Genomic DNA, 24831 nt, shown 5'->3' on the forward strand with positions numbered 1-24831 from the left:
CGGCGAGGGAGCTAGTCCCGACGAGGCGGTTGACGCCCGCGATCGCGGCGACGAATGCGGATGCCGGTGCCGCCAGCACGTCGCGCACCGGCCCGCTCTGCGTCACTCGACCGGACTCCACCACGATCAGGCGCTCGGCCAGCGCGACGGCATCCGCCGCATCATGCGTCACGGCGATCGTCGTGGTGCCGGTCAGCTGCTCGCGCAGCATCTGCCGGATCTCCCCCGCGGTCGCCGGGTCCAAGGCGACCAGCGGCTCGTCGAGCAGCACGGCTCGTGGGGAGGCGGCGAGCGCGCGCGCCACCGCGACGCGCTGCCCCTCGCCGCCGGAGAGCTCGCGCGGCATCCGATCCCCCGCCCCCGGAAGCCCGACGCGGACGAGCCATTCATCGGCGGAATCGCGGGCTGCGCGGGCGTCGACCCCTCCCGCCCGAGGACCGAAGGCCACGTTCTCGCGCACGGAGAGATGCGGGAAGAGCCGGGCATCCTGTCCGAGCAGCACGACGCCGCGACTCATCGGCTCGGTGCGGAGGCGGGGCGCTGCGACCCGATCGACGACGCGGCCGCCGATGGATATCTCCCCGTCGGTCAGCGGCTCGAGGCCCGCGAGCGCCTGGAGCAGGGTGGACTTGCCCGCACCGCTCGGACCCATCACGGCGACGGTCTCACCGGGCGCGACGTCGAGGGCCACGTCGACCGCGAAGTGCTCGCGGGCGACGACGACGTGCGCGCGCAGCCCGCTCATCGCGCGGCCCCCGGACGCCAGCCGCGCACGAGAAGCAGCACCGCGATCGCGGTGACGAGCAGCAGCAGCGAGAGGGCCGCCGCAGCGCCCTGCGAGACCCCGGCGCCGTTGAACGCGGTGTAGATCGCGAGCGGCATGGTCTGGGTGACGCCGGGACGGTTGCCGGCGAACAGCGCCGTGGCGCCGAACTCTCCGATGGCACGGGCGAAGCAGAGCACGACGCCGGCCACGATCCCGGGCGCGGCGAGCGGCAGCGTGATGCGGCGCAGGATCGTCCACCGGCTCGCCCCGAGGGCGGCCGCAGTGCGCTCGTAGTCGACACCCGAGGTGCGCACGGCGCCCTCGACCGCGAGCACGAGGAACGGGAGAGCCACGAACGTCTGCGCGAGCACGACCGCCGGCGTGCTGAAGGACAGCCCGAGACCGCCGAGCCACCCCGCCCGACCGAACAGGTAGAGCAGGGCGACGCCCCCGACCATCGGCGGAAGCACGAGGGGAACGGTGACCGCCGCGCGCAGCCCGGCGGCCAGGCGCGGCCCCGAGCGCGCGATGTACAGCGCGAGCGGCACGCCGACGATGATGCACAGCACGGTGGCGACGAGCCCGGTACCCAGCGACAGGGCGAGGGCCGAGAGCGCGGCCTCCGACGTCACGTCGGCGAGGAACGTCGACCACTGCACACGGGCGACGAGCGCCGCGAGCGGAAGGATCAGGAAGATCAGCCCGACCGCGGCGGGAACGGCGAGCGCGCGGGGCGCGTAACCCTGCGCGCCGCTCGGACTCATGGCTTTCCGAAGCCGAAGTCCGCGAGGATCTTCTGACCGGCGTCCGACAGGACGAAGGTCACGAACGCCTCGGCGGCATCCGGATTCGCAGCGTCGGCGAGCGCGGCGATCGGGTAGTGGTTGACGACGTCGTCGGCGCCCTCGGGCACGATCACCTCGATGTCGTCGCGGCCGATCACATCGGTCGCGTACACGAGCCCGGCGTCGGCCTCTGATGCCGCGACCTTCGTGAGCACGGCGGTCACGTTCTGCTCGAGGCTCGCGGCGTCGACCGTCACGCCGGCGGCGGCGAGGAGCTTCGCGGATGCCGCTCCGCAGGGAACCTCGGGGGCGCACAGCACGGTGGTGACATCGGCGAGGTCGGTGAGAGTCTCCACATCGCCGGGGTTGCCGGCCGGCACCGCGATCACGAGGGTGTTGGACGCGAAGAGCGCGGGGTCGATCGCCGCATCCTCCGCCTTGTCCATGTTCGCCTCGTCGGCCGAGGCGAACACGTCGGCCGGGGCACCCTCGAGGATCTGCGTGACGAGAGTCGACGACCCGTCGTACACGGGGCTGACCGTCACGTCGGGATTCTCGGCGGTGAACGCCTCGGCGATCGCGTCGAACGCCCCGGAGAGCGATGCTGCGGCGTAGACGTTGAGGTCACCGCTCAGCGTGCTCTCCGCCGAGGTCTCCGACGGCGTGGCGGATGGCGTGGACTCGGCGGCACCCGCACAGCTCGTGAGGGCGAGCACAGCGGCGGCGAGCAGCGCGGTGGCGGAAGGGCGGAACGTGCGGTTCATGTGTCAGGCCTTCGGGACTTCGACGACGACCTGGGTCGCCTTGACGGACGCGGTGGCGAGAGAGCCGACCTCGAGCTGCAGATCGCGCGCGGCCTCGGCTGACATCAGTGAGACGACGCGGTACGGACCGGCCTGCAGGTCGACCTGAGCCATGAGCCCTTCGATCTGCACGCGGGTGACGATCCCGACGAAGCGGTTGCGGGCGCTGGAGAGCACGTCGTCCGAGTTCCGGACCTCTTCCGCGAGAGCGACGGCACGAGCAGCGAGCGCGTCGCCCGGGATCTCGGCCGGAACGGCATCCGTGACGGGGAGGAGGCCGTGGTCGATCCACCGCCGGACGGTGTCGTCGCTCACTCCGAGGAGCTGCGCCGCGCGTGCGATCCGATAGGTCTGCATGGTTCGAACGTACCGCAGATGCGGATCCGATGGAAAAGATATTCCGCATATGCGAAGCGACAGGACCGCGATCACGACCGCCTGTCCCCCGAATGGCCGATACCGCGGAGGACAGATGTCGGCGAAGATGGGCAGTTCCGGGGATTTCGAGCGACAGGCGGAGCGCAGTGACGAGCGATACGACCACGCCGCCGGATCCAGCGGCGGACGGGCTGTCGGAGTTCGCGGAGCTGATGACCCAGGAGCAGGAGTTCGTCTCCGCCCGCGACCGGATCGATCCGCTGCTGCGCAGAAGACGCCGACGCCGGGGCCTGATCATCGCCGCCATCTGCGTCGTCGTGCTGCTGGCTGCGACCGGAGGCTACATCGGATGGGCCCTCACTGCTCCGGTGAATCCGCCGGCGGTGACCACCCGGACGCCCTCAGCTCCGGCCGTCGAGACCGCCGCCTTGGGCGCTCCGCCCGTCGCCGCCTCGGCGATCAGCGTCACCGGCGCCGACGCCTACCTGGGGGCGGCGGCGAGCGGGATCTGGGGATCGAGCGGGACGGGCGAGGCCCTCCCCATCGCGAGCATCACGAAGCTCATCACCGCTCTCGTCATCCTCGACGCCGTTCCGCTCGCCTCCGCCGACGACCCCGGACCGACGATCACCTTCACCAAGGCCGACCACGACCTCTACGACCGCTACTACGTGCAGGGCGCGACCATCGCCCCCATGCCGACGGGCACCTCGATGTCGCTGCACGACGCCCTCGCCGCCATGCTGATCCCCTCGGCGAGCAACTACGCCGAGGCGCTGTCGTCGCACATCTTCGGGTCGCAGAACGCGTTCCTCGGCGCGACGCGCGACTGGCTCGCAGCGCACGGCTTGACCGGCACCACGATCACCGAGACCACCGGCATCAGTCCTCGCAACACGAGCACGCCGACGGACCTCCTGGTGGTCGCCAAGCTCGCCGCCGCGCATCCCGCGATCGCGCAGATCGTGGCGACCCCGTCGATCTCGCTCCCCGGCGCCGGACAGCTCTACAACACCAACGGCCTCCTCGGAACCTCGGGGGTCACCGGGTTGAAGACCGGCACCCTGGGCGAGGGCACGTACAGCCTGCTGTACACGGCGACGCTCGACGTCGGCGCCGCCGATCCGCTCGCTGTGACCGGCGTGCTGCTCGGAGGAGCGTCGCGCGACTCGGTGAACGCCGCCGTGATCGCCACCCTGGACGACATCCGCGCCGGATTCCATCAGGTGCCCGTCTCGGAATCCGGCCAGGAGATCGGCACCGTCACGACACCGTGGGGTGATACCGCCCAACTCGTCATCGGCGAGGCCGTCTCGATCTTCACCTGGTCGGATACGCCGATCGTCGTCACGACGGACATCGAGACCCCGCCGATCTACCAGGACGGCACGGACGTCGGGAGCATCACGTGGACCGCCGGCCCGAACACGGTCACCGCTGCGGTGAAGATCGTGGGGAACATCGACCCGCCGACCGAATGGTGGCGCCTCACCCACCCGGCCGAGCTGGGTGCGATGACGGACGCCCGGGGCTAGATCGCGGTCAGACGGCCAGATCGTCGAGATGACGGATGCCGCGAAGCGGTGACAGACAGACCCAGAGCACCGTGAGCAGGCAGAGGATCGCACCGACGGCGATGCCCAGACGCGGTCCGAGCGCGTCGCCGACGAACCCGCCGGCCAGCGCTCCGAGCGGGATCGTGCCGTAGGTGATCGTGCGCATCGTCGCATTCACCCGCCCGAGCAGGTGGTCGGGCGTGCGGAGCTGGCGGATCGTGATGAGGAACACGTTCGAGATCGCCGTGCCGGCGCCGTTCGCCGCCATGATCACCGCGAGCGCGGCGATCATGAGGGCCGGGGGCCAGGCGGCGTCGACGACGGGGATCAGGAGCAGTGCGCCGCACTCGACGGCGGCGCAGAGCACGAGGATCGTCCCCGTGCGCAGACGCGTCGCCAGCCGTGACGCCACCGCCGCGCCCGCGAGCGCTCCGGCCGCGCCGATCGAGAACACGATCCCGATCTGTCCGGCCTCCAGCCCGAGCCCATGCACGGCGTAGATCATCAGCAGGATGACCACCCATTGGGCGAAGGGGTTGTAGAGCGCGGAGAATCCGACGTTCGCGCGGAGGTAGGGATCGCGCGTCACGTGGCGCACCCCCTGGCGCAGCTCGACGAGGAAATGCCGTCTCGTGGTCACCGGGGCGGGTTCTTCGGCACGCATCATCAGGAGCGCTGCTGCCGAGACGAGGTAGGCGGCGGCGTTCACGATCAAGGTCGCCGTCGTGCCGAGGAGCTGCAGGATCAGACCGCCGAGGCCCAGCCCTCCGATCTCGCCCGCCGCGACGGTCGCCTGGATCTTCGCGTTGGCGGAACCGAGAGCATCGCGCGGAACCAGGGACGGGATGGCGGACTGATAGCCGACTTCGTAGATGACCGTCAGCGCACCGAGCACGACGACGGCGACGAGCAGCAGCGGGAACGCGAGCGCGTTCAGCGCGGCCGCGACGACGAGACCGACGATGAGCAGTCCGCGGCCGGTCTCGGAGAGAACCAGCAGCCGCCGTCGGCGGTACCGGTCGATGATCACCCCGAGCGGAAGCGCCAGCACCAGGAAGGGAACCCATTGCGCGGCGCTGAGCATGCCGAGCTCGGTGGCCGTCACGTGAAGGACCGAGACCGCGATCAGGGGGATCGCGAACTCCTTCAGCTGGTCACCCATCATCGACGACCCCTGAGCGAACCAGAACACGCGGAAGTCCCGTCGCCACTCCGTCGGCGAAGGATCCCGTTCCTTAATGGGCCACGGCTGATTCATGCATTAGAGCATGACAGACCTAATGGACGAAGTAAAGATTGCGCGTTAGAATCCGACCATGGCCGAAGAGACGCGACGTCGTGCGGAGTTCTCCCGCATCGGGGGCCACCCGGTGCTGGATCTGATCAACACCGTGCAGTGGCGGCTCTCCGAATCGCGGCGCGGAGACGACCTGCACGAGGACGACGATGTCATCCGATGGGCGCAGCAGAGCGAGCTGATCACCGACGGCGAGGCAGGCGGACTCAGGAAGCTGGCTGCGCATTCGCCGGCAGCGGCGTCAGAAGAGCTCGCGCGCGTCCGGGGCCTCCGTGAGGCGGTCTACGACGTCCTGTTCACGAACGCAGACCCGCGCGTCGTCCTCGAGGAGTACCGCGACGCGATCGCGGACGCCGACCTGGCACGCCATGAGGACGAGTGGGGATGGGACCTCCCCGTGGACCTCGCGCTCCCTCGTCGCCGCATCGCGCTCTCCGCTCTCGACCTGCTGACTCGCGCCTCCCTCGCCGAACTCGGGCAGTGCCAGGATGCCGAGTGCGGGTGGGTCTTCCTCGACACCTCCGCGCGGAAGGATCGTCGGTGGTGCGTGTCGAGCGATTGCGGCAACCGCAACCGGGTGCGGGAGTACTACGCGCGGGAGCGACGGCTCCGCAGCGCGAAGCAGAGCTGAACGGCCACCCCGTCAGAGATCTCGCACCGCGATGCCCGGATAGTCGACGATGAGCCCGGCCGCGTCGTAGCCCAGGTCGCAGACGAACGCGAACGCGGGTGACTCGTAGTGGAACGTCAGTCCCCCGGGGGAGCGGTTCACGAGCGAGTACGTCTGGTCGAGGCGCTCGACCCGCAGATCATCCGCGCGCACGAACGCTGATGACACCTCGAAGACCTCCCCCTCCACGAAGTCGAGCCGGTGGATCGGGAACGTGTTGGTGACCGCCGACGATTCGAAGTCGACATCGGCGCAGCCGTCGAGATCGGGCCTCGGCGCGCCGTCGACCGTCCACCGATCTTCCGCATCGCGGGTCAGCGCGACCGCGCGGCCACCGGCGGCAGCGAGCGTGCTCGCGTGCACGGCGACCGTCCGCCACGCGGCATCCAGCGTCACGTCGTAACCGACCGACCAGAGTGCGGACTCCTCGTTCGCGGTGGTGTGGCCGACGAGACGATGGCCGTCGCCCGCCGGTCGGAAGAACACCACCTCGAACCCCGACCTGGCACCCCGATGGGTCCAGCTCGCCTCCGTCGGCACCGGTGAGAGCTTCACGAGCGGCGGTACTCCGCGACGATCGCGCCCTTCCGGGTGACCACGGATCGGGTGAGCGTCAACGTCGCGGGAACGGTGCCGTCGGTGAACAGGCGCTTTCCGGCGCCGACGGTCACCGGCAGGATCGTGAGGATGTACCCGTCGATCAGGTCGGCCTCCTGAAGGCTGTGCAGCAGGGTCGCGCTGCCGAGCATCACCAGCTCCCCGTCTCCGGCCGCCTTGAGGCGCGCGATCGTGTCGACCGCCTCACCGGGAAGGAGCTCGCTGTTCGGATGGGGCAGATCCGCCTCGGGATTCCTGCTGGTGACGTATTTGGGAGTCTCGCGCAGCACATCGGTGAACGGGTTGGGCTCGGATGTCGTGAGCCAATGCCCGACGAGATCGAGATAGGTCCGCCGTCCGAACACCATGCCCTCGGTCGCGCCGCTCCCCGCCATCGCCGCCGCGCCCGCTTCGGGATCGCCCGCCATGTGGTTCGCCGCCCAGCCGCCGCGATCGAACCCGCCGGAGCTGTCTTCATCCGCTCTGCCGGGAGCCTGCATGACTCCGTCGAGCGAGCTGAACTCCACGGCGATGAGCGTGCGCATATCGGCATCCGTCTCCCGGGCGTCGGCGGCCCGTTCGGCGCCCACCATACTCGCCGCATGCCGGACTGCGACAGGCTCCCTCGTGCGATGCCCGCGTCGAGGCATACCCTGAAGCCATGGATCCTCTCGTCGCCCCCGCACCTGCTCTGGAGCCGACCGAACTCGTCCGCACCGCTCGGCACGCCGTGCTCACCGGTATCGGCGAAGAGGGGCAGCGCCGCCTCAACGCCGCCCGCGTCACCGTCGTCGGCGCCGGCGGCCTCGGCTCACCGGTGCTTCTCGCGCTCGCGGCGGCCGGCATCGGAGCGCTCACGGTGATCGACGACGACGTCGTGGAACTGACGAATCTGCAGCGTCAGCTCGCCCACCGCGTCGAAGACATCGGCACGAAGAAGACCGCCTCCGCCGAGCGCGCGATCACGGCGCTCGCGCCGCAGACCGCGGTCGTGCAACGGCCCGAGCGCCTCGATGCCGCGAATGCCGAACGCCTGCTCGCGGGGGCCGATGTCGTGGTCGACACGAGCGACTCGTTCGAGACCCGCCGCGAGGTCGCCGCCGCCGCCGAGGCTCTCGGGCTTCCGCTGGTGTGGGGCGCCGTGCAGGAGTGGCACGCGCAGGCCACGGTCTTCTGGTCGCGTCCGCCCCAGGGCGAGCCCGTGGTGCTGGCCGACCTCTTCCCGCCCGGGACCGAGGGCGAACCTCCCAGCTGCGCGCAGGTCGGCGTGCTCGGCGCCCTGTGCGTGCAGGTCGGCGGAGTGCTCGCCGGCGAGGTCATCAAGCTCGTCACCGGCGCCGGTGAACCGCTGCTCGGCCGCCTCGCCATGATCGATGCGCTCACCGCTCGCCAGTACGAGATCGCGATCCGTCCGGCGTCCGCTGTCGCCCAGGCGGTGTCCGCATGACCGGCCGCCGCACGGTCGAGGACCAGCTCGCGCGCGTCCTCGAGGCCGTGAACGTGCTCGAGGCGGAGACGCGCGCGGTGAAGGATGCCGCGGGGCGCACCCTCGCAGATCCGGTCGTCGCCGCCCACGACATCCCGCTGTTCGACAACTCGGCGATGGACGGCTTCGCCGTGCGCGCGGCGGATGTCGCCACGGCATCCGAGGAGCACCCCGTCACGCTCCGCGTCGTCGCCGACCTGCCGGCTGGAGTCTCCATCGATCCGCCGCTCGGCGCGGGCGAGGCCGCACGCATCATGACCGGCTCGCCGACCCCCGCCGACGCCGACACGATCGTGCCGTTCGAAGACACCGAAGGCGGTCTCGCGGACTCGCTCGGCGAGGTGCGGGTGCTGCACGCGCCCGCGAAGCCGGGCGCGTTCGTGCGACGACGCGGCGCGGACCTGCAGGCGGGCGATGACGTCGTCCTCGCCGGCGAGCGTCTGGGAGCCTTCCAGATCGCGGCCGCGGTGGCCGCCGGGGTGTCGGAGGTGACCGTGACGCGCGCGCCGCGCGTGGCCGTGATCTCCACCGGGAGCGAGCTGCTCGATCCGGGCGAGCCCGCCGAACGCGGCCGCATCCCCGATTCGAACGGTCCCCTGCTCGAGCAGCTGGTGGCGGATGCCGACGCCGAGGTCGTGCTCGTCGCCCGCGTGCCGGATGTACCGGAGGCCGTCAGCGCGGTGACGGCCGAGGCCGTCGAGGTCGGCGCCGACATGATCATCTTCACGGGTGGCGTGAGCGCCGGTGCGTACGAGCCGGTGCGCGGGGCTTTCGACGGTCGCGGCGAGGTCGAGTTCGTCAGCGTCGCCATGCAGCCGGGCAAACCACAGGCGTTCGGCGTGCTGGATGCTGGCGGCCTCGTCTTCGGGCTGCCGGGCAACCCGGTCAGCGTGGCGGTGTCGTTCGAGGTGTTCGTGCGTCCGGCCCTCCTCGCGATGCAGGGTCGCACCGACATCCGTCGCGCGCACGCGCCGTTCACCGCGGATGCCGCCTGGACCACGCCGCCCGGACGCCGCCAGTACCTTCCCGCCGTGGTCGACCTCGCCGCGCGCACGGTGCGTCCGGCGACGGCGGGCGGATCGGGATCGCATCTGGCCGGAGGCCTCGCCCGCGCGCACGCCTTCGCGATCGTGCCCGCCGAGGTCGAGGCCGTCGCCGTGGGCGACGTGATCGATGTCATGCTGGTGGGATGAGCTTCCCTCACCTTGACGCGGCCGGCCGCGCGCACATGGTCGACGTGACCGCGAAGCAGCCGACCGTCCGTACGGCGACGGCACGCGGCTTCGTGCGCTGCAGCACCGAGGTCGTCACCGCCCTCCGCGACGGCACCGCCCCGAAGGGCGACGTGCTCGCGGTCGCCCGCATCGCCGGCATCCAGGCCGCCAAGTCGACGCCGGCGCTGCTGCCGCTCGCCCATGTGATCGGCGTGCACCGCGCGAATGTCGAGCTCGACATCGTCGACGACGGCGTGCGGATCGAGGCGACCGTCGGCACGGCCGACCGCACCGGCGTCGAGATGGAGGCCCTGACCGCGGTCTCCATCGCCGCACTGGGGATCGTCGACATGATCAAGGGCATCGATCGCTCGGTCGTGATCGAGGACGTGCGCATCGTGGCCAAGTCGGGCGGGCGCTCCGGCGACTGGGTGCGACCCGGCGAAGACGCTCCGGGAGGTGCACGATGACCCGGGTCCGTTATTTCGCCGCTGCGGCAGAGGCCGCGGGAACGGATGCCGAGGAGCGCGAGGAGCGCACACTGCTCGCCCTGCGCGCGGCCGTCGTCGCGCAGCATCCGGCTCTCGTCGACATCCTGCCTCGCTGCGCCGTGATGGTCGACGGCGTGCGCGCCGACGACGACCGTCCCCTCGACGACGCACAGCTCATCGACGTTCTCCCGCCGTTCGCCGGCGGGTGAGGCGAGGGCGGCGTCAGCCGCCGATGCCCTTCCACGACGTGGTGCCGTCGGATTCGACCTGACGCTTCCACACCGGCAGTTCCTTCTTGATCTCCTCGATCACGGCGCGGCACACCTCGAAGGCCTCGGCCCGGTGCTCGCTGGCGACGGCGATCACCACGGCGGCGTCGCCGACCTCGAGCCGGCCGATGCGGTGGCTGACGGCCACGACGGCGGCGGATGCCTCACCCCCGGCTTCTTCGGCGATCCGCCGCAGCGTCGCCTCGGCATCCGGATGGGAGCTGTACTCGAGTCCGACGACGGGCGTCTGCGCGTCGGGGTCGTTGTCGCGGACGCGTCCGACGAAGGTCGTCACGCCGCCGAGCCGCGGGTCCTCCACGGCGCGCAGGTGCGCGTCGAGATCGAGCGCCTCTTCGCTGATCGCTGCCAGTCGTACGTCGTTCATGTGTGGTCTCCGCCCTCTACCTGATCCACGATGTGCCCGGCGACGCCGAGAATTACGGGAACTCCGGAGGCGACCGCGCGCGTCGATCCGGGAAGATTCACGACCAGCGCCCCATAGGGGTCGATGATGCCGGCGATCCCTCGCGACAGCACCGACAGGGGAGTGTCGGCGATACCGCTGCGGCGCAGCTCTTCGGCGATGCCGGGGATCTCGCGGGTGATGACCCGGCTCGTGCCCTCCGGCGTCTGGTCGCGCGGACCGACACCGGTACCGCCGGTCGTCACGATCAGTCGGATGCCGCGGGCGGCGGCTCTGCGCAGAGCATCGGCGACCGAGCTCGTGCCGTCTTCGATGATCTCGGCATCCGGGCAGCTCCATCCGGCCTCGCGCAGCAGTCCCACGGCGATCGGTCCGCCGCGGTCTTCGCGTTCCCCGCGGAAGGATCGATCCGAGACGGTGATCACGAGGGCGGGGTGGGAGGTCATGGGTACACCCTACGGGCCTGCGCGCCGCGGGGTCAGGTGACGCGGATGAGCGAACGCTGCCAGCCCGATGATCCGTTCGGCGCGATCGGCGCGCGCTCCTCGATCTGGAGGTCGCCGTTCTTGTTCACGGCGCGGACGGCGACGTAGTGCGTGCCGGGCGTCGCGTCCCACTCCATGAACCACTGCACCCAGGTGTCGTCGTTGACCGGCGTCGACATCGTGGCCGCCGTCCACTCGCCTTCGTCGATCTTCACCTCGACGCGCTCGATGCCCACGGACTGCGCCCAGGCGACACCTGCGATCGGGATCCTGCCGGCGGGAACAGCCTCGCCGATGCTCGGGGTGTCGAGTCTCGACGAGAACTTGATCGGCGCCTCGGCGCTGTAGCCGCGAGGGGTCCAGTACGCCTCGTCCTTCGCGAAGGTCGTGACCTTGAGCTCGGTGAGCCACTTCGTCGCCGACACGTAGCCGTAGAGACCGGGCACGACCATGCGCACCGGGAAGCCGTGCTCGGCGGGCAGCGGCTCGCCGTTCATGGCGACGGCGAGGATCGCGTCGAGGTTGTCGTCGGTCAGGGCCGACAGCGGCGTGCTCGCCGTGTAGCCGTCGACGCTCTTCGAGAGCACCATGTCGGCACCCGACTTCACGCCCGCCTTCTTCAGCACGTCACGCAGAGGGACGCCGAGCCACATGGCGTTGCCGGCGAGCTCCCCGCCGACCTCGTTCGAGACGCAGGTCAGGGTGATGGAGTACTCGTCGAGACCCATGTCGAGAAGGTCCTGGAACGACATCTCCACCTTCTGGTCGACCATGCCGTCGATCGTGAGGCGCCACGTCGCGGGATCGATGGTCGGAACCGTGAGTGCGGTGTCGACGCGGTAGAAGTCCTTGTTCGGCGTGTACAGCTTGCTCAGACCCTTGATGTCGAGCTCGGCGCCCTCCGGAATCGTGACCTTCGACTTGGCGCCGGGCAGCTTCAGGGAGTCCCGGATCGCCTCGACCGATCCGACGGTCATGCTCACGGCGCGCGATGCCACGCCGACGACGACGGCTGAGACTCCGGAGATCGCGGCCACCATGAAGAACCGGCGGCGGTCGATGCCCTTCGGTTCGGCGGTCTCCGCGTCGGCGGCGGCATCATCCGCCCGCTCCGGAAGGGCTGCGGCACGCCAGGTTCGCAGGCGCCGGACGAGAAGGATGAGGACGATCGAGCCGGCGATGGTGCCGAGGACCGGCGGCAGGAACGCGAGCGCGGGTGCGCCGGCGCGGGTCACGATCGCGGCGGTCGAGAGCACCCCGGCGATGATCAGCGCGATGACGCCGAGCGGAGCCTTGACGAGCTGCAAGATGCCGGCGATCGCCGAGGCGATGACCACCGCGAGGCCGAGGCTGCCGAGCAGGACGAGTTTGTCGTACTCGCCGAACGTGGCGATCGCGAACTCCTTGAAGGGCTGCGGCACGATGTCGATCACGAAGCCGCCGACCGCCAGGATCGGGCTGGCCGCACGAGCGAAGAGCAGGGCGAACAGTTCGGCGACCGCGAGGAAGACCGCGCCGCCGATCACCCCCGAGAGGGCAGCCCACGCGATGAATCGTTTGCCGCTGCGGCGCTTGGCCATGATCGTCTCCTGTTCCACCGTGAAGGTGCTCAGCGGTTGTTCGGAGACGCGGCGCTATCGGATCGGATCGATTGATCGAGCGGCGTCGGACATCTCGAGAACGTTATTCGCTGATAACATTATCAAAGCGATGATGTCTGATAATGTTATCGCCATGCGAGATGCACTCGACAACCCGTTTAGCCCCGGCTCCGACACGATCCCAGAGGTGTGGGCGGGACGCACGGAACAGCTGAGTGACTGGCGAGACGTCGTGCGGCCTCGCCGGCTCGCCGGCCTGCCGGAGCGAGGTCGAACCATCCTGGGTGAGCCCGGCCTCGGGAAGTCCGCTCTCGTCCGGCGCATCGCTCAGGAGGCATCCCGCGCCGGCGACTGGGTCACGCCGCAGCTGCGCATCCCTGCAGGTGCGGACCCGCTGAAGCTCGTCGCAGAGGCCGTGCTGAAGATCGCGGCCGACGCCGGGCTGTCATCGTCACGCGAGAAGCGCATCGGCGACGCCATCGCGCGCGTGCAGGCGGTCGCGATCTCCGGCATCTCACTGACTCTGCGGGGCTCCGATGGCCGTGAGCCGTACGCCGCGCTCACCGAGCTGCTGGTGGAAGTCGGAAGGGCTGCGATCACGAACGGCGCCGTCATGGTGCTGATCCATGTCGACGAGGTCCAGAACATCACCGATGAGAAGGCACTGTCGCAGCTGCTCATCGCGCTCGGCGACGCCCTGACCCACGAAGTCGAGGTCGAGGTTCCCGGTGGCGCGCGGGTCAGCCGCTCGTTGCCGATCGCGGTCTACCTCACCGGTCTTCCGGACTTCGAGGACATGGCCGGCGCGCGCAAGGGCGCCACCTTCGCCCGCCGCTTCAAGAGCACGACCCTGTCCGCCCTCGACGACGACGACCTCGCCGAGGCTCTGCAGGAGTTCGTCCTCGAGGGGTGGGCGGTTCCCGATGGGACCGGCGGCTCCGCGCGCATCCGGATGGAGCCCGACGCAGCCGCTCGCATCGTCGATGTGTGCCGCGGCGAGCCGTTCCTGTTCCAGCTCGCCGGAGAGCAGGCCTGGTACGCCGGAAGGACTCCGACGATCACTGCTGAGCAGGTGCGGCAGGGCTGGCGTGGCGCACAGCGCGAGGCGACCGCACACGTCGAACGCATCCTCGAGCGCCTTCCTGCGCGCGAGCGTCAACTTCTGCAGGTCATGGCGGAGCTTCCCGCTCCGGATCGCACGCTCACCCGCATCGCGGAGGAGATGGGCTTTTCCAAGGTGACGGAAGCCGGTCCCACTGCTCAGCGGCTGGACACCGTGCGTGGCATCATCGATCGCGGCAAGCCGTATACATTCCGACACCGCGCCGTCGAGGCTTACCTGACCGGCGACTGGCCGAACATCTGACGTTCATCGGTCGGTGTCGCGGGCCGGTCAGTCCATAAGGTCACGTGACTGAGTCTCAAATAGGAGAGAACCCGTTGAAAGCGTCTCCTAGCGCTCGGGTGTAAGCCTGGGCTGCCATACGCGGCAACTCGCGAGGGAGTGCGCCTGGAAGATACGCCTAAACGGGCCGCACCCAGTTGAGCGCATCGCCGACCCCTTTCAGCAGTGCGGTCTCCACGAGTGCGCTAATTGCGGTCGGGTCCGCTGAATGTCCAACGCGCTGAACTAGCTCGCTTAGCTCGTTCTGCACATGCCAGTCTGCGATCTCGGTCACTTGAAGACGCAGTTGCGCAAGACTGATTAAAAGGGTCGGGCTTGCGAGCGCAAACTGTTCGCTTACGCGGTTGAACCGGGTCCGCCCTGTTATGGGGCCGGGAATTCGCGCGCTAAGTTCGATGGCCGCGTTCAGGCCGAGATCCAAAGCGAGGTCTCCCCATGCGGCACGCTCGTCCTGAGACAGCATACCCGCGGGCAAGTCGTAACGCTGCGTCATGATGGCGCCCAACCATTTATCCCAGATCTCGACCGCCGCTTGAGGCTTTTCTGAATGGAGTATTGATCCCAACGTTCGAAGAAAATAGATTAACGGTCCTTGATCCGATCTGCGCATTAGGCTTCCAACCAGCTCGTTCCTATCGACGACGGCGGCCGTGGAGAACGCGGCGATTGAGGCGATCAAACGCCAATATTGCTCGCTGATGTTTCTATCTTCGAGGGATGTCGCTGTGCTCTCCGCTGCGAGAAGGAGTTGCCAGAATCCGCTATCGAGCATCTCCGGAGATGTTCGCGGGTTGTGCAGGAAGCTGAACCAGGCCTCGGGCGCGACGTTGGATGTGGCGGTATCAAACAGCGGGACCAGACGCTCGGTGGCATAGCGTCGATCGGCAGAAAACAGGAAGGCGAAATCAGCTGCGATGATCCCGAGCGCAGCGTTCGCTGCATGCGAGGATCCAGCGGACGGGAGCATCGCACTCAGTGCATCTTCCTCAATGGAGCGAAGTCCGCTCCATTGATCTGGCTCTGCCTGCCAACGAAGGGAGATCCGCTGGATCCAGTACTGCGCCAGGAACCCTGGCCAGGTATTCAAGCCCCGCAACAGTGAATCTGACCACCCTGGCTCGGAGAACGCAACGGCGTGGTTAGCCCAGACCTCTCTTGCAAGGTGGTCGAGCCGTGCAAGCCTGTCAGTGCTGGCTTTTTTGTCCAGCTTCTTTGCGGCGCGAAGGATAAACGCGCTGATGGGGCGCACGAGATCAGTTGGGAGCTCGATAGCTTCGAGGATCGACAGCACCGCCTCTAGCTGTATTGCGTCAAGGGAGGCGTCCGCCCACCCGTATATACAGGCTGAGATTAGGTCCTGATGTGCGCGGAGAGGGGTGATTGTTAGACACGAGTGCAGCAGGAGAGCAGCGTCCGGATGCGCCGTGGCGGTCTCCTTGATGAGTTGCACTGCATCATCCCACGTTGGTTCGTTGAAGCTTCTCTCGGTGTAGTCGCGCGCGGTGATTGCGCTAATCGCTCGCCAGGGCCCGTCGGATTCGATGAGATTGACGAACTCTTCAACTGTGACGGGGGGCTTTTCGCCCCATGTGCCCGATTCCATCCAGGTGTCATGGTCGGGATGCGGGCGAACTTCCATATCCGGCTCAAGGGTGAGGAGCGTCTCGATCGCCTGATCGAGCTCATCCCAGTCGAGCGCGTATCGCTTCAGCCATTCCAGCCGGTCGAAGATCGCCCTGTTGTCGAAACGCCTTTCCGGGTCGCTATCCCCGTCCCCGTGCGGCGGCCCCTCGACTACTGCCTCTAGCAGAGCGTGACGTGCTGCCGGAGAGAGTAGCGGGGCTACAGTCGCGAGCAACCGGAAGATCTCGTGTTTCGTCTCGTAGTCAAACAAGAGACCCCGCTCGAGAATAGCGGCGAGACGAGTATCTGGTGATGTGCTCTCTTCAGTTACGAGGTGCACACCGAGCCGTTTGAACAATGCAAGCTCAGATCCAAGCCATCGTCTTGCAAGCGAACCGTCGAGCGGCGCCGCGAGAGCGCCGCAATCGCGCAGCAGATTGATGATGACGTCCTCTTCATGTGGGAACTGATCCTGCGAGTGCGGCTCGATCGCGCTTCGACGGAAAGACAGGAGTCGAACGACCGATCGGGGTCGAACGCGTGCACAAGCGCGTATGCCTCCTTCAGGCCTTGCTCCGCGACTTGGAGTGCGTCGACCGCTACTAGGTCCATTTGAGTCGCGAGTCGCTCCCAGAGAGTTTTCAGTAGGCCCTCGGAGATTGACCATTCGATCGCCGCTGAGACTCCTGCGGGCGCCGTGTTCTCGGCATCATCTTCGTCATCCGCGATCAGAGGCAACCAGCTACGCCGCTCACTCAGAAGAAGTCTGGGCGTAAGTGCACGCCGCAGAGATGGGAGCAGTGCGACGCCGGTATAGGGATTACCGTACGGCTGATACCAGGCACTGTCGACCTCTCCACCATCGGTACGGACGGCCGCTTTCAACGCGGCATCCCAGCGGCGCGCTTCCTGCGGAGAGGCCGCATGAAGACCCGATTGCGCTTGACCGATCCGCCAAATAAGGTCGGCCGACAGCACCGGTCCGAGGCGCGCGATACTAACAAGCCCCAGCTCAGAATGCGCCGGGTCCGACACAAAGTGCTCCACGAACCATGCAGCCCAGATCGCCGACGTCACGTCGGTTCGCCGGCCCGGCCGGAATAGCTCTTTAAATCCGGCTTGTGCCTCCGCCCACCGCAACCAGTCGTACCCGCGAGCAAGGGATACAAATCCTCTCAACCCTGCCGGAGTAGTGACTGCGTCGGCGAGGTAGTCGATCTCTTCGGGCGCTTTCGGTGGAGCGCCGGAGACGATCTCACGCACCCGCGCGTAGTGCTCGAGTTGGCCCATCCGCATTAGATCTGCCCACGCATCGAGTGCGACAGTGAGCGCCTTGTGATCATCATCTGGCGGGTAAGGCACTGGAATGATGCTCAGCGGCCGCCAGCGCTTGTGATTTGGCTCGGCTGTGAGGACGTATCTTTTCGCACCTGAGGGGAGACCACGAGCGAGATAGGTCATGACAACGTCGTTATGGCTGTAACCAATGAACAGGACAGTCCAGTTCAAGAAGAGTTCGTGCGCGAAACGGCGCGCCCAACCGTCGGTAAGGTAGGCGCGCCCGAAGTCCTGGTCTGTCAGAACCAGCGTCTCGGCATCCTCAGATACGGATCCGTGGAGGTAAATCACACCGTCGAAGTTGCGCCCAAGAGGGAGCGCGGGGGCAAAATATGTTCTCCCCAGAGTGATTCCTTCGTTGCGCGCCGCGGTCTCGACGTGTTCGTCGTAGTTCGTCGAGACGATCCGTGACCCGGAGGCTCCCGCTAGTCGAGCTATGGCTCGATGAGTGTCGTTCGGGAAGGACGCGGTGTCGCCGATTATTGCGCGGACAAGCTCCTTCACTGACGAATGGCGGGAGTGCATATCTCCGAGCTGAGAGTCCGGATTCTCCGTCTCCGCGTAGGGTTCACCCAGCGCAGCAGCGACTGATTTCGCCAACCCGTTAAAGAGCGGCAAGGAGGATGGGGCGTTTCGTGACGCACCTGCGCCGATGAAGAGCACGAGCCGACCTGATCGCGCTGCTTGCACGAGATCGTTTGGAACGGCCACATCTGCCGTGATCTGCATAAGCACCTCTCGCTGTCGGCTATAACGAGTAACCGTAGCGGGAGCTAGGGTCTTGTACCCGGCGGCGCGGTGCAGCTAATCGCCAGCCGTCGAGCAGTCCAGCGAGTCAACTATTCAGAATAGGCGCTCCCAACATCGGAACATCTAGCCGGTGAAAAGCCATGGGACCTGGGAAAGAAATCAGATTGTCAGACCAGCACGCGCTCCGGCCGCGCATACACGTTCATCGACGTCCCGCGGACGAACCCCGCCAGTGTGAGCCCGGATGCAGCAGCGAGCTCGACGGCCAGCGAAGACGGCGCGGAGACCGCGGACAGGATCGGGATGCCGGCCATCACCGCCTTCTGCACCAGCTCGAAGCTCGCGCGTCCCGACACCTGAAGCACGGTGCCGCTCAACGGCAGCCGATCCTCGAGCACGGCCCAGCCGATCACCTTGTCGACGGCGTTGTGCCGGCCGACGTCCTCCCGCAGCACGAGCAGCTCACCCGAGACGGCGTCGAACAGCGCCGCCGCATGGAGGCCGCCCGTCTTCTCGAACACGGCCTGCCCCTCGCGCAGCTTGTCGGGGAGCGACAGCAGCAGCGCAGCATCCGCCGTCACGGCATCCGCCGCCACGTCGAAACGGGAGGTCTTCTCGATCGCCTCGATGGATGCCGCTCCGCAGACTCCGCACGAGCTCGTCGTGTAGAAGTTGCGGGCGATGTCGGTGACCGGCGGCTCGAGTCCCGGCCGGAGGGTGACGTCGAGCACGTTGTACGTGTTGCCGGTGGAGAGAGCGGATGCCGGTGGCTCGGAGCCGATCGTCAGCAGCGCGCCCGGACTGCCCCCGCCGGTACCGGGTCCGCCGCAGTGGATCGCCGAGAGGAAGTCGCCGCCCGTCGTGATCACGCTCTCCGAGACGAGGAAGCCCGCCGCGAGCTCGACGTCGTGGCCCGGAGTGCGCATCGTCACGGTCAGAGGCGTGCCGGACAGGCGGATCTCGAGCGGCTCCTCGACGGCGAGGGTGTCGGCCCTCCGCCGGACAGTGGCGCCCTCGTCGGCGAGCGCGATGCGCGTGATCGGGGAGCGCGCGGTGAGGCGACCCATCTCAGGCGCCCGAGGCGATCGCACGCCGCTCGAGGCGCACGATCACCGACTTCGAGGTCGGCGTGCCGCTGACGTCGGCGACCGAGTCGAGCGGCACGAGCACGTTCGTCTCGGGGTAGTACGCGGCCGCGTTGCCGCGCGGGGTGGAGTACGCCACGATGCGGAACTCGTCGGCCCGCCGCTCCTCGACGGAGCCGTCGGGGCGCGTCCACTCCGAGACGATGTCGACGATCTCGCCCTCGGCGAATCCGCGCTCGACGATGTCGTCGGCATTGACCAGCACCACCCGCCGACCCCCGTGGATGCCGCGATAGCGGTCGTCCTTGCCGTAGATCGTGGTGTTGTACTGATCGTGCGAGCGCAGCGTCTGCAGCAGGAGGCGGCCCGGCGGGATCACCGGATACTGCAGCACGTTCGCCGTGAACCGGGCCTTGCCGTCTGCGGTCGCGAACCGCCGCTCGTCGCGCGGACCGTTGGGGAGGAAGAAGGTGCGACCCTTCCGGATGCGGTCCTCGTAGTCCTCGAACCCCGGGATGACGCGGGCGATGTGCGAGCGGATGAGGGCGTAGTCCGTCTCGAGCGCGGCCCAGTCGGCGCGCGGAACATTCGACGCCGCGACGGGCGTGCCGCCCTCGCCCTCGACCTTGCCGTACTCGGGGAGCCCCCGCTCAGGGTCGCCGCCGTGCGACGCCGGTGCGTGCTCCGGGGACGCTCCCCCGGCGAAGAGGTGTCCGCAGAGGCGCGCGACGATGGCGACCTCGCTCAGCAGGTCGTCGGACGGCGGTGAGAGGCGACCGCGGGAGGCATGCACGGCGCCCATCGAGTCCTCGACCGTGACCCGCTGCTCCGCATCGCCACGGCGGTCGCGGTCGGTGCGTCCGAGAGTCGGCAGGATGATCGCGCGGCGTCCCGTGACGACGTGCGAACGGTTGAGCTTGGTCGAAACCTGCACCGTGAGGCCCACACGGGCCATCGCCGCCTCGACGACCGCCGTGTCGGGGGTGGCCGAGACGAAGTTGCCGCCCATGCCCATGAAGACGCGCACCCGTCCGTCGCGCATCGCGCGGATCGCCTCGACCGTGTCGAAGCCGTGCTCACGAGGTGCGGTGAAGGCGAACTCGCGGTCGAGCGCCTCGAGGAACGCCTCGGACGGCTTCTCGTAGATGCCGACGGTGCGGTCGCCCTGCACATTGGAGTGCCCGCGCACGGGGCAGACGCCGGCGCCCTTCCGACCGATGTTGCCCTGCAGCAGCAGGACGTTGACGATGTCGCGGAGCATCGGCACCGAGTGCTTGTGCTGTGTGAGGCCCATCGCCCAGCAGACGATCGTGGCCTTCGAGGCCCGGACCTCGTCGCCGATCTCGCGCAGTGCCGCCTCGGGCATCCCTGTCGCCTCTGTCAGAGACGCCCAGTCGGCGCGGGCCACGGCTTCGCGGTACGCGTCGATGCCGCTGGTGTGCGCGTCGATGAAGTCATGGTCGAGCACACCGCCGTCGCGCTCCTCCACCTCGAACAGGTGCTTGCCGATCGCCTGGAACAGGGCCTGATCACCGCCGGAGCGGATCTGCACGAACCGGTCGGCGATCTTCGTGCCGCCGAAGGCCACGCCGCGCGGGGTCTGGGGGTTCTCGAACCGCATCAGTCCGGCTTCGGGCAGCGGATTGACGGCGATGATCCGGGCGCCGCGCTGCTTCGCCTTCTCGAGCGCGGACAGCATGCGCGGGTGGTTCGTGCCGGGGTTCTGCCCGGCGACGATGAGCAGGTCGGCGTCGTGCACGTCCTCGATCGACACCGTGCCCTTGCCGATGCCGATGGTCTCGGTGAGCGCGGAGCCGCTGGACTCGTGGCACATGTTCGAGCAGTCCGGCAGGTTGTTCGTGCCGATCCCGCGCACGAGCAGTTGGTACAGGAACGCGGCCTCGTTCGAGGTGCGGCCGGAGGTGTAGAAGACGGTCTCGTCGGGGTCGTCGACCGCGGCGATCGCGTCGGACACCGCGCGCAGCGCGTCGTCCCACGAAACAGGCCGATAGTGCGTCGCGCCCTCGTCGAGGATCATCGGATGCGTCAACCGCCCCTGCTGGCCGAGCCACCAGTCGTCGTGGCCGCGCAGCTCGTCGATGGAGTGCTCGCGGAAGAACGCCGGACCCACCGTGCGCCGCGTCGCCTCTTCGGCGACCGCCTTCGCGCCGTTCTCGCAGAACTCCGCGATGTGGCGCTTGTCCTCCTCCGGCCAGGCGCAGCCGGGGCAGTCGAAACCATCCTTCTGGTTGACCTGGGCGAGGGTCTGGATCGAGCGCACGACGCCCATCTGCTCGTTCGCGATCTGCAGCGCGTGCAGCACGGCCGGCACACGGACGGCGACCTTCTTCGGCTCCGAGACCTTCACCCGGGTCTCATCGATGTCGGACTTCGGTGCCTTCGTCGCCATGCCGCCATGTTAGGTCAGCATCCGCGGATCGGGGCTCGAGTCCGCGGCATCCGCCCTCAGACCCCGACGATGCGCGGGGGCGGGGGCGGCGCGAGCGAACGCCGCGGCACGCCGTGCGCCTCGCGGTGCAGTCGCTCCATGCGCGTGTCGAGCTCGGCGGCGGCCGTCGCGGCATCCGTCAGGCTCTCGACGAGGTGCGACGGCACCTGATTCGAGAACTTGTAGTAGATCTTGTGCTCGAGGCTCGCCCAGAAGTCCATCGCGATGGTGCGGAACTGCACCTCGACGGGAACCGACAGCGCGCCGGTCGACAGGAACACCGGCACCTCGATGATGGCGTGCAGGCTCTTGTAGCCGTTGTCCTTCGGCTGGGCGATGTAGTCCTTGACCACTCGCACCGTGACGTCGTCCTGCTGAGTCAGCAGGTCGAACAGCTGGTACACGTCGGCGACGAAGCTGCACGTCACGCGGACCCCGGCGATGTCGGTGATCTCGGCGCGGATGCGGTCGAAGTCGGGCTCGTCGATGCCCTTGCGCGCGATCTTCTCGACGATGCTGTCCGGCGTCTTCAACCGGCTCTTCACGTGCTCGATCGGGTTGTATGCGTGGTCGTGGGTGAACTCGTCGCGGAGGATCGAGATCTTCGTCTCGACCTCCCGCATCCCGAACTCGTACTCGCGCAGGAAACGCTGGAACTCGTCACGCAGTTCGCGTGTCTTACGGATGGAGTCTTCGGTGACCTGAAGGGCCGTCATGCTCTCGACGTTACGGGTTCGTGATCGGAAACCGCTGTGGATCCCGGTCGGGCCGGATCCGATGCGGCCTTGACGCCCGCGCGACCCCGGTCTAGAACTGACCGCATGAGCAGCGCGGCGGAGATCTGGACCGAGGCCTATGTCGAGGCGTGGCGATCGAACGACGCGCAGCAGATCGGAGCGCTGTTCACCGAGGACGCGCGCTATCTGACCAGTCCGGATTCCGAGCCGCGGGTCGGGCGTGACGCCATCGTGTCCGGATGGCTCGAAGATCTCGACGAGCCGGGGACGTGGACGTTCGACTGGTCGATCCTGCACGAGGACGAGGGATTCGCGATCGTTCAGGGCCGCACGCAGTACCCTGCGGAACGCGACTACCTCAACCTCTGGGTGATCCGGCTCGACCCGCACGGGAGCGCCACGGAATTCACCGAGTGGTACATGCCGCGCCCACATGAGGAGTGATCTGGCGGCCGTAAGGATTCCGTGAGGGACATGCGACACGCCGTAGGGATTCCGTGAGGATTGCGTGAGGATGCCGTGGGCAGGGGTAGTGTCGCCGGACGTGTCAGATGAAATCCGAGACAGCGCGGACGCTCCGCCCCGCGCCAAGCGCATCCTCATCGGTGACCCGCTGACGAGCGAGCAGGTGGACGACCAGCTGCTCCCGAAAAGGATGGCGCTGCCGATCTTCGCGTCGGATGCCCTGAGCTCCGTGGCGTATGCGCCGCAGGAGCTTCTGATGATCCTGCTGATCGGCGGATTGACGTTCCTGTCGTTCACGCCGCTGGTCGCCGCCGCGGTCGTCGTGCTCCTGATCGTGGTGGTGCTCAGCTACCGGCAGCTCATCAAGGCCTACCCCTCCGGTGGTGGCGACTACGAGGTCGCATCGAAGAACCTCGGCGAGATCCCCGGTGTGATCGTGGCCGCCGCACTGCTCGTCGACTACGTGCTCACCGTGGCCGTCTCGGTCGCCTCGGGCGTGGACAACATCATCTCCGCGGTGCCGGGGCTCGACCCGTTCCGCGTCGAGCTCGCCGTCGGCGCCGTGATCCTCATCATCATCGTGAACCTGCGCGGGGTGCGCGAGGCGTCGCTGGTCTTCGCGATCCCCACCTACCTGTTCATCGGGTCGGTCGGCTTCATGATCGTCACCGGGATCATCCGCACGTTCCTCGGCGACGCGCCGATCGCCTCCAGCGCCGAGTTCTCGGTGCAGGCGGAGGATCTCAGCCAGGCCGCCGTCATCCTCCTGATCCTGCGTGCCTTCTCGAGCGGATGCTCCGCCCTCACGGGCGTGGAGGCCGTGTCGAACGGTGTGCCCGCCTTCCGCACCCCGAAGGTGCGCAACGCGCAGTCGACGCTGGTGCTGATGGGCTCGATCGCGATCTGCCTGTTCGCCGGCCTCACCGCGCTCGCTCTCATCGCCGGAGTGCACTACGCCGAGAACCCGTGCGACCTCATCGGCTTCGACTGCACGAGTCCGCAGCCGAGTCTCATGGCGCAGATCGCCGCGGCGACGTTCGGCGGCGGCAGCATCCTCTTCTTCATCGTGCAGGCGGCGACGGCCTGCGTCCTGCTGCTCGCGGCGAACACGGCCTTCAACGGCTTCCCGCTGCTGGGCGCTGTGCTCGCGCGCGACGGCTACGCCCCGAAGTCGCTGAACACCCGCGGTGACCGCCTGGTGTTCTCGAACGGCATGATCCTGCTCGGCATCGGCGCGATCGTGGTGCTGGTGGTGTTCCAGGCGCGGCTGACGACGCTGATCCAGCTGTACATCATCGGCGTCTTCGTGTCGTTCTCGCTCGGGCAGATCGGCATGGTGCGGCACTGGCGGAGAGTCCTGCGGGGCCCGTCGGAAGACACGCCGGGGTCCGGAGTCGACGGGGCATCGGCATCCGATCGCCGCTCGGCGAAGGTCGGTCTCATCATCAACTCGGCGGGCGCCACGCTCACCGTGCTCGTGCTGGTGATCGTGACGATCACCAAGTTCACCCACGGCGCGTATCTCGTGTTCTTCGCGATCCCGATCCTCGCGTTCCTGATGCTCGGTGTGAAGCGGTACTACCGCGATGTCGAGCATGAGATCGCGATCGACGACACCACGAGGTTCGGTGCGACCGGCGACCTCGCCATCGTGCTCGTCAACCGGCTGCAGAAGCCGGTGGTGAAGGCGATCGACTACGCGATCGCGGCGAAGCACGGGAAGACGCTGGCGGTGCATGTCGCTGTGGCCTCCGACGATGCGGCGGCGCTGCAGAAGGACTGGGCCGACCACCTCGTGCCGATCCCGCTCGTGATCCTCGAGTCGCCGTACCGCTCGTTCGCGCAGCCTGTCACGCAGTTCATCAAGCAGTACCGAGCGAAGCACGGCTCCTCGGTCGTCACCGTGTACCTGCCGCAGTACATCGTCGGGCACTGGTGGGAGACCTTCCTGCACAACCGCCGCGCCCGGCGCCTCGCCAACCAGCTGATGCTCGTGCACGGGGTGTCGATCACGCTCGTGCCGTGGCTCCTCGACTCGTCGGAGCTGATCTACGGTCGTCGTTCGCGCCCCCTCCCCGGGCAGGAGCGCGCCGGACGCCCGGTCGTGGTGAGCGGTCGCCGTGCGCACCGTCCCGCCGGTCCGCCCCAGGACTAGCG

At 68.0% G+C, this 24831-nt stretch carries 24 protein-coding genes; 9 read left to right on the plus strand and 15 right to left on the minus strand.

Translation table 11 applies throughout. From position 1 onward, the window contains the following. The 4 genes from DW306_RS11480 to DW306_RS11495 all read right to left on the minus strand — a co-directional run. Positions 1-745 (minus strand): ATP-binding cassette domain-containing protein (locus DW306_RS11480; protein WP_136055727.1); only part of this gene is annotated, 745 nt, incomplete at its 3' end. Next, a complete protein-coding gene (modB, locus tag DW306_RS11485; protein ID WP_136055728.1) occupies positions 742-1530 on the minus strand; it encodes a molybdate ABC transporter permease subunit in 789 nt (262 codons plus the stop codon). The genes DW306_RS11480 and modB, both read right to left, overlap by 4 nt. Continuing rightward, a complete protein-coding gene (modA, locus tag DW306_RS11490; protein WP_136055729.1) occupies positions 1527-2315 on the minus strand; it encodes a molybdate ABC transporter substrate-binding protein in 789 nt (262 codons plus the stop codon). The genes modB and modA overlap by 4 nt, the downstream gene beginning before the upstream one ends. Positions 2316-2318: 3 nt before the next feature. Continuing rightward, a complete protein-coding gene (locus DW306_RS11495) occupies positions 2319-2711 on the minus strand; it encodes a TOBE domain-containing protein (RefSeq protein WP_136055730.1) in 393 nt (130 codons plus the stop codon). Positions 2712-2878: 167 nt separating this feature from the next. Here DW306_RS11495 and DW306_RS11500 point away from each other — a divergent pair, with 167 nt between their 5' ends. Then, a complete protein-coding gene (locus DW306_RS11500) occupies positions 2879-4267 on the plus strand; it encodes a D-alanyl-D-alanine carboxypeptidase (RefSeq protein ID WP_240747166.1) in 1389 nt (462 codons plus the stop codon). Positions 4268-4274: 7 nt separating this feature from the next. On the opposite strand, the gene DW306_RS11505 is transcribed toward DW306_RS11500, so the two are convergent. Continuing rightward, positions 4275-5546: an MFS transporter gene (locus DW306_RS11505; RefSeq protein ID WP_136055731.1), complete on the minus strand. Its 1272-nt coding sequence runs from the start codon at positions 5544-5546 to the stop codon at positions 4275-4277. Between the two features lie 58 nt (positions 5547-5604). On the opposite strand from DW306_RS11505, the gene DW306_RS11510 reads away from it, so the two are divergent. Further along, the gene (locus tag DW306_RS11510) at positions 5605-6216 is read left to right on the plus strand and encodes a CGNR zinc finger domain-containing protein (protein WP_136055732.1); all 612 of its coding nucleotides are present in this window, start codon (positions 5605-5607) and stop codon (positions 6214-6216) included. Between the two features lie 12 nt (positions 6217-6228). Here the strand turns inward: DW306_RS11510 and DW306_RS11515 are convergent, their stop codons facing one another. Beyond that, entirely contained in the window at positions 6229-6810 is a 582-nt protein-coding gene (locus tag DW306_RS11515; protein WP_205814158.1) for a putative glycolipid-binding domain-containing protein, read from the minus strand. Continuing rightward, a complete protein-coding gene (locus DW306_RS11520; RefSeq protein WP_168429307.1) occupies positions 6807-7445 on the minus strand; it encodes a dihydrofolate reductase family protein in 639 nt (212 codons plus the stop codon). Before DW306_RS11520 ends, DW306_RS11515 begins: the two co-directional genes overlap by 4 nt. 68 nt (positions 7446-7513) lie before the next feature. Between DW306_RS11520 and DW306_RS11525 the strand changes: the two genes are divergently transcribed. The 4 genes from DW306_RS11525 to DW306_RS11540 are packed head-to-tail and all read left to right on the plus strand — an operon-like array spanning position 7514 to position 10252. Then, the gene (locus DW306_RS11525) at positions 7514-8299 is read left to right on the plus strand and encodes a HesA/MoeB/ThiF family protein (RefSeq protein WP_136055734.1); all 786 of its coding nucleotides are present in this window, start codon (positions 7514-7516) and stop codon (positions 8297-8299) included. After that, positions 8296-9531: a gephyrin-like molybdotransferase Glp gene (gene glp, locus DW306_RS11530; RefSeq protein ID WP_136055735.1), complete on the plus strand. Its 1236-nt coding sequence runs from the start codon at positions 8296-8298 to the stop codon at positions 9529-9531. The genes DW306_RS11525 and glp overlap by 4 nt, the downstream gene beginning before the upstream one ends. Next, on the plus strand, positions 9528-10022 hold the full coding sequence (moaC, locus tag DW306_RS11535) for a cyclic pyranopterin monophosphate synthase MoaC (RefSeq protein WP_136055736.1): 495 nt from the start codon (positions 9528-9530) through the stop codon (positions 10020-10022). Before glp ends, moaC begins: the two co-directional genes overlap by 4 nt. After that, positions 10019-10252 (plus strand): MoaD/ThiS family protein, encoded by a 234-nt coding sequence (locus tag DW306_RS11540; protein ID WP_136055737.1) that lies wholly within the window; start codon positions 10019-10021, stop codon positions 10250-10252. Before moaC ends, DW306_RS11540 begins: the two co-directional genes overlap by 4 nt. A gap of 13 nt (positions 10253-10265) precedes the next feature. On the opposite strand, the gene DW306_RS11545 is transcribed toward DW306_RS11540, so the two are convergent. Genes DW306_RS11545 through DW306_RS11555 form a run of 3 tightly spaced genes read right to left on the minus strand, consistent with a single transcriptional unit; the run spans position 10266 to position 12801 of the window. Next, positions 10266-10697, minus strand: coding sequence for a molybdenum cofactor biosynthesis protein MoaE (locus DW306_RS11545; protein WP_136055738.1), 432 nt, complete (start codon positions 10695-10697; stop codon positions 10266-10268). Further along, positions 10694-11182 carry a MogA/MoaB family molybdenum cofactor biosynthesis protein gene (locus DW306_RS11550; RefSeq protein ID WP_136055739.1) on the minus strand — a complete coding sequence of 163 codons (489 nt, stop codon included), beginning with the start codon at positions 11180-11182 and terminating at the stop codon, positions 10694-10696. Before DW306_RS11550 ends, DW306_RS11545 begins: the two co-directional genes overlap by 4 nt. 32 nt (positions 11183-11214) lie before the next feature. Then, the gene (locus DW306_RS11555) at positions 11215-12801 is read right to left on the minus strand and encodes a molybdopterin-dependent oxidoreductase (protein ID WP_136055740.1); all 1587 of its coding nucleotides are present in this window, start codon (positions 12799-12801) and stop codon (positions 11215-11217) included. A gap of 154 nt (positions 12802-12955) precedes the next feature. On the opposite strand from DW306_RS11555, the gene DW306_RS11560 reads away from it, so the two are divergent. Further along, positions 12956-14188 (plus strand): AAA family ATPase, encoded by a 1233-nt coding sequence (locus tag DW306_RS11560; protein WP_136055741.1) that lies wholly within the window; start codon positions 12956-12958, stop codon positions 14186-14188. A gap of 157 nt (positions 14189-14345) precedes the next feature. Here the strand turns inward: DW306_RS11560 and DW306_RS11565 are convergent, their stop codons facing one another. The 5 genes from DW306_RS11565 to DW306_RS11585 all read right to left on the minus strand — a co-directional run bounded on the left by DW306_RS11565 (position 14346) and on the right by DW306_RS11585 (position 22188). Further along, a complete protein-coding gene (locus tag DW306_RS11565; protein ID WP_168429308.1) occupies positions 14346-16208 on the minus strand; it encodes a hypothetical protein in 1863 nt (620 codons plus the stop codon). Beyond that, positions 16178-17917: an SIR2 family protein gene (locus DW306_RS11570; RefSeq protein ID WP_136055743.1), complete on the minus strand. Its 1740-nt coding sequence runs from the start codon at positions 17915-17917 to the stop codon at positions 16178-16180. The genes DW306_RS11565 and DW306_RS11570 overlap by 31 nt, the downstream gene beginning before the upstream one ends. A 188-nt stretch (positions 17918-18105) precedes the next feature. Then, positions 18106-19005 carry a formate dehydrogenase accessory sulfurtransferase FdhD gene (gene fdhD, locus DW306_RS11575; protein WP_136055744.1) on the minus strand — a complete coding sequence of 300 codons (900 nt, stop codon included), beginning with the start codon at positions 19003-19005 and terminating at the stop codon, positions 18106-18108. A gap of 1 nt (position 19006) precedes the next feature. Further along, positions 19007-21433, minus strand: coding sequence for an FdhF/YdeP family oxidoreductase (locus tag DW306_RS11580; protein ID WP_136055745.1), 2427 nt, complete (start codon positions 21431-21433; stop codon positions 19007-19009). A 56-nt stretch (positions 21434-21489) separates the two neighbouring features. Then, positions 21490-22188 (minus strand): GTP pyrophosphokinase family protein, encoded by a 699-nt coding sequence (locus DW306_RS11585; RefSeq protein ID WP_136055746.1) that lies wholly within the window; start codon positions 22186-22188, stop codon positions 21490-21492. A 105-nt stretch (positions 22189-22293) separates the two neighbouring features. On the opposite strand from DW306_RS11585, the gene DW306_RS11590 reads away from it, so the two are divergent. Beyond that, positions 22294-22653, plus strand: coding sequence for a nuclear transport factor 2 family protein (locus DW306_RS11590; protein WP_136055747.1), 360 nt, complete (start codon positions 22294-22296; stop codon positions 22651-22653). 88 nt (positions 22654-22741) lie between these two features. Then, entirely contained in the window at positions 22742-24829 is a 2088-nt protein-coding gene (locus DW306_RS11595; protein WP_136055763.1) for an APC family permease, read from the plus strand. The last annotated feature ends 2 nt before the right edge of the window (positions 24830-24831 follow it).

The organism is Microbacterium sp. K24, assembly GCF_004794465.1.
Classification (GTDB): Bacteria; Actinomycetota; Actinomycetes; order Actinomycetales; family Microbacteriaceae; genus Microbacterium.